The organism is Microbacterium hatanonis (assembly GCF_008017415.1).
Lineage (GTDB): Bacteria > Actinomycetota > Actinomycetes > Actinomycetales > Microbacteriaceae > Microbacterium > Microbacterium hatanonis.
The window spans coordinates 1,430,286-1,442,090 of record NZ_VRSV01000001.1 but is presented as its reverse complement, the minus strand read 5'-3'; the positions used below and the strand labels follow the sequence as shown (position 1 = coordinate 1,442,090).

Genomic DNA, 11,805 nt, shown 5'->3' with positions numbered 1-11,805 from the left:
CACTCGGAACCATGCGCCATGGCATCGTGATCCTCCCGCAGGAACCCTGGTCGACCGCTCGCGCAAAATGGGAGTCGGCGGAAGCGCTGGGCTTCGACCACGCCTGGACCTACGACCACCTCTCGTGGCGCACACTGGCCGATCAGGTCTGGCATGCGACCGTGCCCACCCTCACTGCGGCAGCCGTGGTGACGCAGACGATCCGGCTGGGCACGTTCGTCGCCTCGCCCAACTTCCGGCATCCGGTTCCTTTCGCCAAAGAGATCGCGACGGTCGACGACATCTCCGGGGGTCGGTTCATCCTCGGCATCGGTTCGGGAGGCACCGGCTTCGACGCGTTCGTGCTCGGTCAGCCCGAGTACTCGCCGCGCGAGCGGCACCAGCGTTACGTCGAGTTCGTCGCCGTCCTCGATGAGCTCCTCCGCCACGAGCCGACGGGTTCCGGCGGGTTCGACGTCGATGGTCGGTGGTTCACAGCTCGGGGCGCCCGCATGGTGGGGGAGCCGGTGCAGCGGCCCCGGGTGCCCTTCGTCCTCGCGGCCAACGGCCCGAAAGGACTCTCACTCGTCGCCGAACGAGCTCAGGGGTGGGTGACCACAGGGCTGGAGGGACGCACGGGTGAGGAGTGGTGGGAGTCGGTCGAGATGCTGTCTCGTCGCCTCGACGACGCGTTGGACTCCGTCGGACGCGAGGCGCGATCGATCGACCGCTATCTCTCTCTCGACTCCGGCGGTTTCTTCTCTTTCGAGAGTGTCGCCCGCTTCGACGAGATGGTCGAGCGCGCCGGGGCGCTGGGCTTCACCGACGTGATCTCGCACTGGCCCCGCGCCGACGGCATCTACGCCGGTGAAGAGGGAGTTCTCCGCGAGGTGGCCGCGCGGTTCTGACGGGGCCGACGGTCTCGCTACGCGACGACGTCGAGCAATCGGGTGATCGCCGTACTCTCGACTCAGCGCTTACCGGGGGTGCGGAAGCCCGAGCTTGATGTCACGGCGAGGTCTCCCGCTTCGAGTGCGATGCGGGTGGGGCTGCGGCGCACCTTCCCACCGGCGGTTCTCGGCAGGTGATTCGGGGGCAGCGTCGCGGTCGCGAGAGAGGCCAGCGAGAACTTGCTCATGAGGCTCTCCTTCACCCGCAGCACGAGCGACTCGAGGCTCTCCCCGGATGTCGTGAGTGCCTCCTCATCGACCTCGAAGACGAGGCCGACGGCTGAGGGGTGACCGGTCAGTTCGAACGCCGACCCGATGCCCACCGCGGGCGAGACGGATCGGGCTGCGGCCTCGATGTCTTGCGGGTAAAGGTTTCGGCCCCGGATGATGATCATCTCCTTGAGCCGGCCGGTGACGTAGAGCTGTCCATTCAGGATCGCTGCGAGGTCACCCGTACGCAGGTACGGAAGGTCATCGCCCGGGAGGGAGAGGCCGAAGGTCTCCGCGGTGGCTTCGGGACGGTGGAAGTACCCGGGCGACACCATGTACGACGACACCCAGATCTCGCCGACGCGGCCATCCGGCAGGAGCTCGCGAGTCTCGGGGTCGACGATCTTCATGGTGACGTCGTCCGCGATCCGGCCGCACGAGACCCACTCGACGGTTTCGTCTCCCTCTCCGTCGACCGGTACGAGCTCACCGGATTCGAGCGCCTTCGCGTCGAACCGTCGGATGACCAGGGGCTCTCCCGCGAACTTCGCCGAGATGAGGCCCGACTCGGTCTGACCCATCGAGGGCGCGATGACGTCGGGCGCGAGACCGGCGGGGGCGAACTTCTCCATGAACGCCCACATCGTGCCCGGGAGGATCGGCTCGCTGCCGCAGATGAGCGCTCGCACGCTCGACAGGTCGAGGTCGGCCACCTGCTCGTCGGTCACCAGCTGGGTGCACAGCGCGAAGGCGAAGTTTCCCGCTGCGCTCACCGTGCCCTTGTGCTTGCTGATCAACTGAAGCCAGAAGATCGGTCTGCGCTGAAATTGCTCGGTCGGTGTGATGACGGTATCGACGCCGATCGTCGCCGGGATGAGGAGGCTGATGGACAGTCCCGTGATGTGGTGCAGTGGCGCCCACCCCACCACCGTCGAGTTGCCATCGACGTCGCCGTAGAAGGGCCGGTTGCCGAAGCAGGTGGCCGTGATGCCACCGTGGGCGGCGATGACGCCTTTCGGGTCACCCGTCGAGCCCGAGGTGAAGAGCAGGTAAGCGAGGGAGTCGCCGTCGATGTCGGGTCGTACCCACGCGTCCGCATCCCCATCGGCGAGGAGGTCTTCGACGAACACCGTCGAACCCTCGAATCCGGGCACCGACCCGCCGAGCTTGGCGAGCGCCTGTCGGTCTGTCACGAACAGGGCGGCTTCGGCGGCATGTCCGATCCCCGCGGCTTTCTCGGCGATGCTGTCGGCCGACCCGTACCCCGCGATAGGCGCCGGAACGAAGCCGAGGCCGGCATACATCACGCCGTACACGGCCGGCGCCCATCCCAGACCAGGCGAGACGGCGATGAGGGCCGTTTCGCCGATCTTGTGACCCGCAGCGATGAGGCTGACAGCGATCGACCGCGCGTCCCGATCGACATCTGCGTAGCCGATGAACTCCGAGGACGTCGGGGTGCCGTAGTAGCGGACGCCTCGATCGTTGCCGTGATGGGCGGCGGTCGCGCGGAGAGCATCGACGAGGGTGTGAGGAAGGGCTGACATGACGCACCTTTGCGGAGAGCGAGGTGCAGACAGCGCAGTGGGACTCGTGACTGCGCAGTCCGATCCTCGAGAGGCTGATTCGACCGTCGGGGGGAGCTCCCCGCCGTCTAGATTGTAGCCAGCCGCAGGCTGCGGGAATCCGCGCATCTCGCCCAATGGAAGAGGCCCGGAGCGAATGCTCTGGGCCTCTCGTGGCTCCCCGGCTTGGACTCGAACCAAGAACCTATCGGTTAACAGCCGATTGCTCTGCCAATTGAGCTACCGAGGATTACATCGCCCGTTCGCAGGGCAACCCCTCGATACTAGCAAAGCGTGAGGGGTGGTCGGAAACTCACGCGTCCAGATCGTCGATTCCGGGCGTCCAGGACTTGCCCGGACGCCCCCATCCGCGCTTCTTCGCGATCTTCTGCGCAGTCTTCCAATCGGAGTCGTCGAGCCGGTCGACGTAGAGGATCCCGTCGAGGTGGTCGAACTCGTGCTGCAGGATGCGCGCACGCCACCCGTCGACCTGGATGCTGACCGACTGCCCATCGAGGTCGGTGCCCGTGATGAGCACCTCGTCCGAGCGGCGAAGCGGGAAGCGCTCACCCGGGAACGACAGGCACCCCTCGGACTCCTCGTCGTCGTCGGGAGCGCCGGGCTCGAGAGGCCGCATCCACAACTCGGGGTTGAGGATCGCTCCTCGCCATGGTGCGCCGTCGTCGTCGGTGTAGCTGTACGTGAAGATCCGCAGGCCGACGCCCACCTGGGGAGCGGCGAGTCCGACCCCGGGCGCAGCATCCATCGTCTCGAACATGTCGTCGACGAGCGTGCGGATCTCATCCGAGATCTCGGCGACGCGGCTGGCGGGGGCGTGGAGAACGGGGTCTCCCATGATGCGGATAGGAAGAACGGCCACGCCTTGAGCCTATCGAGCCATTCCGGCGGTTAGTGTCGGAGGGTGATTGGCGCCGAAGTTTCGCTGAACGACGTCACGGATGAACTCGTCGGGATCTTCCGCGACCCCGGGATCCTCCTCGGTATCCCTCTCGCCCTGGCGGGTGCGGTCTTCATGTCCTTCGGTGCGCAGTACCAGCACCGAGGTGTGGTGAAGGTCGAACGAGTCACCGGTCAGACCGGCGCAGGCCTCACCGGTCGCCAGTTGCTGGCGCTGCTCGGTCGCCCTTCCTGGGTCGCCGGCACGCTCATGCTGGGTCTCGCGATCATCTGTCAACTGGGCGCACTGTCCGTCGCCCCCCTGATCCTCGTGCAACCCATCGGTGCGATCGCCCTCGTGATCACGACACTGCTCAATGCGCGCGTGTCGGGGCACAAGCCGACCCGTCGATCGATTTTCGCGATCGTGCTCTGCCTCGGCGGCATCTTCTCGTTCGTGACGATCGCCGCGTTCTTCGCGACCGAGCACGCCATCACGGCCCGAGAGCTCTCGATCATCCTCGTGATCCTGCTGGTCGTCCTCGTGATCTTCGGCGGCACGTGGTTGGCTCGCCGCCGCAAGCTCCGCGCGCTGTTCTACATCTCCGCCGGTGGCGTGGTCTACGGGTTCGTCGCGACGCTGGCGAAGGTCGTCATCAGCCGGGCGCAAGCGGGCAACTTCGACTGGTTGACGGTGCTGTGCGTGGTCGGACTTCTGATCGCCGCGGGCGTCGGTTCGTACTTCGTGCAGACGTCGTACTCCGTCGGCCCGCCCGATCTCGTGATCGCGGGTCTCACCGTGATCGACCCGATCGTTGCCGTCGTGATCGGCCTCGTGGTGCTGGGGGAGGCGTCGAGCGCTCCACCGTGGGCGCTTGTCGGCTTCGGCATCGCGGGCGCGATCGCGATCGTCGGAGTGTTCCTCCTGACGCGCTACCACCCGCAGATCATCAGCGACAGCCAGGAACTCCGCATTGCCCGCGGCAGCGGTGGAGAGCGCCCGCCGCTGGCGTGACGGCGTGACGATAAACTCGTCGACGCAGGGGGCGGTGGCCAAGCTGGTCAAGGCAGCGGGCTCATAACCCGACGATCGTGGGTTCAAGTCCCACCCGCCCTACGAGAAGCCCCGAGTTTCGCGGCCACCCCGCACAATGCTGATGGCCCGCGCTGATCGTCTCGATGAGCGTGGGCGAGACAAAGTGCACCGATATCAATCCCTCCGGAGGATTACGCCGGCTACCTCTGAGGCACGATGTGCGTGGGGGCATGCGTTCCTAGCGTGGAGGGCATGAACCCGAAGAACTTCTTCCGAAGCCCGCGCCCCGGTTCCGCGTTCGTGGGGCTCACCGCTGTCCTCATCGTGGTGACAGGATGCGGCGTCGTCGACGACGTCGCTCACGGCACGTCTCAGAGCTCCTTCGCGAACTCTCAGATGTTGGAGCAGGATCGTGGCGAGACGTTGGAATGGCTGCCCGACGACGCACAGCACATCGTTCTCGTGGCGTCGACTCGATCCGACAGCACAGAATCGCTGGTGTTCGAGAGCGAACAGGGGCTCTCGGGCTGCGAAACAGTTGAAAGACAATCGGCACCCACCATGGTCGTGCCCGGCGGGCTGGACGTTTACGCAGTAAACGATGTCGCCCTCTGCGGTGAGTGGGCGATCGCCCAGAACGATGGTGACTTCTACGCCTGGACACCCGCCGCAGAGAGCGGCGCTCGATGAAGACAGGGAGTCGCGATCTCACTGCCACTCGTTCCGGATGGCCCGACGCACGGCGATGCCGTACCCGGCTGCCCCACAGACACCGTGTGTAGGAAGGTAGGAGGATGCTCTCCCCGCAATCGCTGAGCGAGAATGACCGTCGAATCGTCGCCGCGTGGGCGGCGGATTGTGCAGAGCGCGTTCTGCCGCTCTTCGAGGCAGAGGCGCCGGGCGACGGTAGGCCGCGAGACGGCATCAGCCGCGCGCGGTCCTTCGCCCGAGGAGAACTGGACACTGCGGGCGAGATCCGTCGCCGCTTCGTCGCAGGGCGAGCCTCACAGGGAGTGGATTCTCCGGCGGCTAAGGCGGCAGCGTGGTCAGCCGGCCAGGCAGCGGGAGTCGCACACATGGGGGCGCACGCCCTCGGTGCGGCGGCCTACGCGGCGAAGGCGGCCGAGATCGTCGACCCGGGTCGCGGGGGTGCGGCAGAGATCGCGTGGCAGCTGGCGAACATGAGCCAGACCGTGAGAGCAGCATTGAGCCAGCTGCCGACGCTCGGAGAGGACTCGTCTGGCCCGCTGGGCACCGGACTGCTCGCCTCGGGCCTCCTCGGCGAGAACATCCGCAGCATCCAGGCAGTGCTCAACCCGAAAGCGTGAACAGGCCGCCCGTGCGCGCGGACGCCTAGCCGGCCGCCTGGGGTGACCGTTCGACACGCCCAGCTCACCGCAAGAGCGAGGTCCATTTCCCTCTCACGGGGGAGGTGGGTGCGTGGCCGGCGGAATAGCGTCTCAATATGTCGATAGAACAGCTCTTTCGTGCGTCAACAGGCGCACTCTGCGCGGTCGCACTCGGTTTCGTGGCGGGACTGCTCTCGGCGAACCCCCTGCTCGGATTAGTGGTCGGTAGCTGCGCCGCGATCCCTCTCACTTACCTGACCGCCCGGCTCTCTGTCGCACGGCCCCGCTCGACCGCGCCCGGCACCCGAAGAGGCGAATCGGGGGAGTAGATTCGCGCCGCTGCCATCACCGTCGCGTCCGCCGGAAGCATGGCGCAACCCACAGAGGTGTCCTCATAGCCGCAACTGCCTCACGGCAGCCGCCTGCGCCCCGAACGAAGTCGGGGCGCAGTGGGCCATGCCGGTGGCTACGCCCCCACAAGCGGAGGCGACGGGATTCGAACCCGCAACTCGAGAGGCGTGTGGGAAAGCGTAACGCGCAGGCTGGCGATGAGACCGCGCGCGCAGCCACTATGACAACGGTTCCGTGTTCACACACGGAGCTCTTCGCCGAGGGGCGAGGGAGACGCGAGCGACGGAGAATCACGTCCTGTGCGCCTTACGGAAAAGCCCCCTCGACCACGCGAAGGGCACACGATCATACGCTCCGTGGAGGCGCACACACGGCGATGCGGTTCGCCCGTCGTGCGTGGATTATTGTCGGTGAGTGCTCGACTCCTCCACGCTGCTGCTGATCTTGTTCATCGACCTCGGTGTGCTGGTCGCGGTGATCGGAGTGCTGACGTTCTTCTACATCCTCCGGCCGCGCGCGGCGAAGAATCGCGGGGCAGCAGTGCCCCGGCGACGAACCGAAGACGCCTAGCGGCACCCACGGATCGGTTCGGCCCACCGCACGCGTACATCCGCTCGACGGTCCTGGTCTCTGCCACACTGACACCAGCAGATCCCGAGCAGAGGAGTACGACGATGAAGTCCGAAGAGATCATCCTGGGCGATCTGCCCGCAGGCATCGTGCGGGCCGATGAAGCCTACGCAGGGCGCGTGTGGAACGTGCTCGGCCACACGTACACCACGAAGATCGAAAGCGCCTCGACCTACTCGTGGCTCTCGCTCGATCCCGCCGGGACGGGTGTACCGCCTCACGTGCACCCGACGCAGGACGAGTTCATCTACGTCTTCGAGGGTGTCTACACGCTCTACCTCGACGGTCAGTGGACGACGGCCGGTCCGGGCGACCTCGTGCAGATGCCGCGCAACCTTCCCCACGCGTACTACAACAAGCAGGATTCGGCGGCGAAGTCGCTGTTCTGGGTCAGTCCGGGCGGCAAGCTCGCCAACCTGTTCAGCCTGCTGCACAACGTCACCGATCCTGCCGAGGTCGTTCGACTCTCGGCGCTCAATGGCGTCGATTTCCTTCCCGAGGGCGCGGTCGAAGGGGCGTGAGCGCACCGGAGGCTGCGCATCGCATTCTCCGCTACGGCCCGCTGGCCGACCAGTATGTGGAGGTCACCTCTCCGGTCGGCAGCTCGCGAGGCACGGTGGCGCTCATTCACGGCGGCTACTGGCGTCGCCCGTTCACGGCTGAGCTCATGCGCCCGCTGGTACCGACGTTCGTCGCTGACGGATGGGTGGTAGCGAACGTCGAGTACCGGAGAGGTTCGGAAGGGTGGGCAGCCACCGACGCCGATATCACCGCGGCGCTGCACGTCGCACGGTCAGCGGGAGAGGCCTCGCGGCTCGCGATCATCGGGCACTCGGTCGGAGGACAGCTGGCCCTCCTCGGTAGCCGAGACGGCGACGCTGTGGTCGCCCTCGCCCCGGTCACCGACCTCGTACGCGGCTTCCGTGAGCGGATCGGAGATGGCGCCGTAGCCGAGTTCTTCGGCGAATCGACCGACACGATCATCGCCGCGTCCCCCCTCGCCCAGATTCCGCCTCGTGGCGAGCTGCTCGTCGTGCACGGCCGCGACGATGCTCGGGTGCCGATCGAACACACTCGCGACTACGTCGAGGCGGCACGAGCCGCGGGCGCCGATGTCGATCTCATCGAGCTGCCACAGCTCTCGCACCTGGACGCGATCGACCCCGCAGCATCCCATTGGCCAGACGTTCGGCGGTGGCTCGATCAGCGACGGGGCTGAGCACTCCGAGGTCATCGCCGTCATTGCGACGGCGGATGGTTCTAGTAGGGAAGCACTCCGGGTTGCAGATTCTCAGTCTGGTCGCCGACGAGCGTGAGCTGGCGCGGATCGATGCGGCGCACCTCCGAGCCGTCGGCGAGGTCGTCGAGGACGATCCAGAAGATGTTCGGGCTCCGTGTCGACCCGAAGTAGTAGACCCGGTTCGTCAGGTCGGCACCGGAGCGCCACCAGGTCGGATACACGTCGCCTGTCGAGTAGGGCGCGCCGTAAGGCACGGAGACATTGGCGATGAGCTGGAAGACCCCCGCCACCGCTTCCTCGAGGTTCTCCGGCTCGGGCAGGTAGTGCAGGAAGTACGACGAGCGGACGAAACGGTCCGACGACGTGATGTCGCCGGGCGGCGGCAGCTCGCCTCCGAAGGGCCGGTATCGCGCGAGATTCTCGAGCTGCTTGTCGAGAGTGGGGGAGTTCGCCATGACGGTGTACTCGGGGCCGTGGTGCACCACCAGCGTGCCGTCGAGCGGCTCGATGATCGCGGAGTCACCCGTGGCATCCTCCAGAGCGATGTGGATGCCGAGCTCGATACCGCGGAACGTGGGCGAGGTGATCCGGATGCTGTCGATGTCGGCGACAGCGTCGGCCACCGTCGCGTAGTTGTCGAGCAGGTACTGGACCCAGAGCGCGTTCGGCACGGAAGGACGACCGTCGGGTTCGGGAAATGAGACGTCCTCGGGATCGAGATAGAGCGCGTGCGCACCCAGCCCCTTCTCGTTGAGGCCGTCGACGGTGCCCATTCCCCACATGCTGGTGACCACGCTCGAGTACAGGGATCGCCACGTGTGCGCCTCCGAGTCGCCCGCGCCTCCGCGTTCGATGCCTCGCGGCACGAACCACAGCTCGGGCTCGTCGCTCACCGACCAGTCCATGCAGCGGCTGACGGTCTTGGCGATCGGGTTGTCGTTCCAGAGGATTCGCGTGCACACTCCTGCACCATAGCGCTGGCGGAGCGAGCCGACCGCTATCGTGCAGAGATGGCCGAGAACAGCGACGAACGACCGGTCTCGCCGTGGGCATGGCCGGGCGAGTGGGTTCGCGAAGAGAAGTTCTGGCGCGACATCGGAGCGAGGGTCCTCGCCGGTGTCGTCACGGCCGCGATCGTCTATGTCGGAGCGCTCGTCCTCGGGTATCTCCATACCCCCGAGGTCGGCGCGGGCGTCATGATCGTGCTCGTCGGCGCGGGAGCTCTGCTCCTGGCCTCGTCGGGTGCTGCCATCTTGTTCGGTGTGCGAACCCGCACACGGTCCGGGCCGCGCTTCGTGGCGAGGCTTCTGATCGGAATGCTGCTGATCGCGCTCGCGATCGGGCTGGTCATCGGCGGACTCGTCGACCTGCTGCGCCCCTGAGCGGGCGCGATCGACGAAGCGATATCGGTGGCCACCCGGGTCGCCGGATGCTGCGGTCAGGCCATCGCGTCGCCGATGTAGGAGTACTTCACGAAGACCTCCGACGCGAGTCCGGCTTCGTCGAGCACGCCCTGCACCGCGGTGAGCATGTAGCGCGAGTCCCAGCCCATGTAGAGGAAGTGACTGTCGTCGAGAGCGTCCCATTGCCCGTTCCACGACTGGGCCCCATAGACCGGGCCGCCCCGGCGCCCGCTGAACGCCACGACCGACTCGCGCGAGTCTGCCCACAGCCGCTTGAACACGCGGTTGAAGAGGTACTTGACGTCGTAGACCTCCCAGTGCTCGCCGCAGTATTCGACGTAGTCCCATTCGCGCTGCCAGCCGCGAGGCCAGCCCCGCCGGCGTTTCGCGTCGAGGATCGGGGTCAGCCCGTCGTCGTCGATGTCGACGACGGGGGGCTTGGCCCAGATCTCCAGGAACCGCTCGCCCAGCGAAGCGGACCGCGCAGAGATCGCCGCCGTGTTCCACACCGGCACCGACGCGAGCTCGGCGGAGATGTCCACCGCGCTGCGCGGGTACACGCCGTCGCGCTTGTCGGGATATGTGCGATCGACCGCGCGCTCAGCGAGTCCTTCCTCGAGGAGAGTGAGGTTGCCGAGCGTCTTCGCGAGCGCTCGGTGGCTGTTCTGCTCGTCCTCGGTGTACTCCGACCATTCGCGCGTCCCGTCTCCGCTCCATGTGTCGGCGGGGGCGGGAGGGAAGATCCACTCGAGCTCGATGTCGGGCGAGTCCGTTGCGGCGAGACGCCGGAGAACGTAGGTCGGATGCGGGAGCTCGCTGTACTTGAGCCCCACGCGCACGCGCTCATCCGACGGCGTGATGCGCGAGACGGCCTTCTCGAGCTCGTCCTGGCCGTCAGCGCGGGCTCGACACAGTCGGGCGACGAGCCGATCGTTCGTCAGTCCCACGACGCTGCGTCGCAGGAGGAGCGCCTGCACGAACTCGAGAGTACGAAGCAGAGTCGGCTTATGCGCCGCATCCGTCAGATAGTCGCCGTAGGACCGCATGATCAGGGGATACATCCCGCGGCCGAAGGTGTTGAGGTATGCGATCTGACGCGCGATCTCGGGGTCCGGTTCATGGGCCGGCTCGAGCAGCACGCGGTAGATCTCCGAATAGGCCTTCCATTGCGCCGCATCCGCCCGCAACTGCGCCAGATCGAGGCGGGGGAACTCCGCCCGGAACGCGTCGTAGACTCCCCGCTCGCCGACTGTCGACACTTCGCGCCCGGTGCGCATGACGAGGTAATGCCGCCAGAACGACGCGATCGTGTCACCGGTGTTCTGCTCGATGGGCAGCCAGAACCCGTCTTCGATCTCGGTCTGCTCGTCGTGCGACAAGCCCATGAGCACGTAGTTGTGGATCAGTTCGTGATCGCGCAGCGGCTCGCCGGTGGAGTTGAGACTCTCGAAGATCTGCTGGGCGTTGGCGCCCGCCCCCAGGGTGATCGAGACGTGCTCGAGCTTCTGCAGGCCGCGCCAGATGCTCGGTGCTTCGGCGAGGCTCACCTGGCTGCGGAAGAACGCGTAGTTGTCGTCGAAGCGCGTGTCGCGAGCGGCGTCGTCTGCGTGCGCGTCCATCATCACCGCGCGGAAGGCATCGGCCCACGCGCGATGCGGGCGCAGCTTCGTGCGCGACGGATCGGCCGCGCGTACGATCACGCGCTCGAGTTCGGCCGCCATCTCGGGATGCGCGCCTCTGACGGTGTGGTGGAGCGCCGCGACCAGCAGCATCAGTGTCGTGATGCGCTGCTGACCGTCGATGAGCACGAGCTCGCCGGTGGTGTCTTCCGTGTTGACGGCCGACAGGATCGATCCGATGAAGTGCATGCGCCGATCATCGGTGTCGGCGACGGCGCGGATGTCGGCGAGCAATTGCTCGCAGCCGCCGATGTCCCAGCGGTACTGCCGCTGGTAGACGGGAACGACGATGCTCGTCTCGGGCGACGACAGCCATCCGATCGTGTTGACGGCGGTCGCATCGACATTCGTGGCGCTGACCATGCTCGGTACCGGTCTCCGTTCGGCGTCGGGGGAGCGTCGAACCGGGTGCGGCGCGAGCCCTGGCGAGTCTAACCGAGCTCCCGGGATCGCCCGGGGAGCCGATGTAGGCTTGCCTTACCAGGGCCAGGAAAAACGTACTGGCCCCCTACGGAA

Annotated in this window: 12 protein-coding genes and 2 tRNA genes; 9 read left to right on the top strand and 5 right to left on the bottom strand. The window is 66.6% G+C overall.

Features of this window, described 5'->3' with window-relative positions; translation table 11 throughout:
• Positions 1-11: 11 nt before the first annotated feature.
• Positions 12-887 (top strand): LLM class flavin-dependent oxidoreductase, encoded by an 876-nt coding sequence (locus FVP77_RS06930; protein WP_147893826.1) that lies wholly within the window; start codon positions 12-14, stop codon positions 885-887.
• 62 nt (positions 888-949) lie between these two features.
• Here the strand turns inward: FVP77_RS06930 and FVP77_RS06925 are convergent, their stop codons facing one another.
• The 3 genes from FVP77_RS06925 to def all read right to left on the bottom strand — a co-directional run bounded on the left by FVP77_RS06925 (position 950) and on the right by def (position 3,584).
• Positions 950-2,686: an AMP-binding protein gene (locus FVP77_RS06925; RefSeq protein WP_187266846.1), complete on the bottom strand. Its 1,737-nt coding sequence runs from the start codon at positions 2,684-2,686 to the stop codon at positions 950-952.
• A gap of 192 nt (positions 2,687-2,878) precedes the next feature.
• Positions 2,879-2,954 (bottom strand) — tRNA-Asn (locus tag FVP77_RS06920).
• Positions 2,955-3,017: 63 nt separating this feature from the next.
• A complete protein-coding gene (def, locus tag FVP77_RS06915; RefSeq protein WP_147893824.1) occupies positions 3,018-3,584 on the bottom strand; it encodes a peptide deformylase in 567 nt (188 codons plus the stop codon).
• 42 nt (positions 3,585-3,626) lie between these two features.
• Here def and FVP77_RS06910 point away from each other — a divergent pair, with 42 nt between their 5' ends.
• From FVP77_RS06910 to FVP77_RS06885, 7 genes are all read left to right on the top strand, one after another.
• Entirely contained in the window at positions 3,627-4,616 is a 990-nt protein-coding gene (locus tag FVP77_RS06910) for a DMT family transporter (protein ID WP_147893823.1), read from the top strand.
• 28 nt (positions 4,617-4,644) lie between these two features.
• A tRNA-Ile gene (locus tag FVP77_RS06905) sits at positions 4,645-4,718 on the top strand.
• Between the two features lie 171 nt (positions 4,719-4,889).
• A complete protein-coding gene (locus FVP77_RS06900) occupies positions 4,890-5,327 on the top strand; it encodes a hypothetical protein (protein ID WP_147893822.1) in 438 nt (145 codons plus the stop codon).
• A gap of 104 nt (positions 5,328-5,431) precedes the next feature.
• Complete coding sequence (locus tag FVP77_RS06895) at positions 5,432-5,965, top strand: putative immunity protein (RefSeq protein ID WP_147893821.1); 534 nt, start codon at positions 5,432-5,434, stop codon at positions 5,963-5,965.
• Between the two features lie 786 nt (positions 5,966-6,751).
• Positions 6,752-6,907, top strand: coding sequence for a hypothetical protein (locus tag FVP77_RS16785; RefSeq protein ID WP_187266845.1), 156 nt, complete (start codon positions 6,752-6,754; stop codon positions 6,905-6,907).
• Between the two features lie 104 nt (positions 6,908-7,011).
• Positions 7,012-7,488 carry a cupin domain-containing protein gene (locus tag FVP77_RS06890; RefSeq protein WP_147893820.1) on the top strand — a complete coding sequence of 159 codons (477 nt, stop codon included), beginning with the start codon at positions 7,012-7,014 and terminating at the stop codon, positions 7,486-7,488.
• A complete protein-coding gene (locus FVP77_RS06885) occupies positions 7,485-8,186 on the top strand; it encodes an alpha/beta hydrolase family protein (RefSeq protein ID WP_147893819.1) in 702 nt (233 codons plus the stop codon). The genes FVP77_RS06890 and FVP77_RS06885 overlap by 4 nt, the downstream gene beginning before the upstream one ends.
• A 41-nt stretch (positions 8,187-8,227) precedes the next feature.
• On the opposite strand, the gene FVP77_RS06880 is transcribed toward FVP77_RS06885, so the two are convergent.
• The gene (locus FVP77_RS06880; protein WP_187266844.1) at positions 8,228-9,169 is read right to left on the bottom strand and encodes a linear amide C-N hydrolase; all 942 of its coding nucleotides are present in this window, start codon (positions 9,167-9,169) and stop codon (positions 8,228-8,230) included.
• A gap of 48 nt (positions 9,170-9,217) precedes the next feature.
• Between FVP77_RS06880 and FVP77_RS16780 the strand changes: the two genes are divergently transcribed.
• Positions 9,218-9,589 (top strand): hypothetical protein, encoded by a 372-nt coding sequence (locus tag FVP77_RS16780; protein WP_187266843.1) that lies wholly within the window; start codon positions 9,218-9,220, stop codon positions 9,587-9,589.
• 56 nt (positions 9,590-9,645) lie between these two features.
• On the opposite strand, the gene FVP77_RS06870 is transcribed toward FVP77_RS16780, so the two are convergent.
• Positions 9,646-11,652 carry a DUF262 domain-containing protein gene (locus tag FVP77_RS06870; RefSeq protein WP_147893816.1) on the bottom strand — a complete coding sequence of 669 codons (2,007 nt, stop codon included), beginning with the start codon at positions 11,650-11,652 and terminating at the stop codon, positions 9,646-9,648.
• Positions 11,653-11,805: the final 153 nt, after the last annotated feature.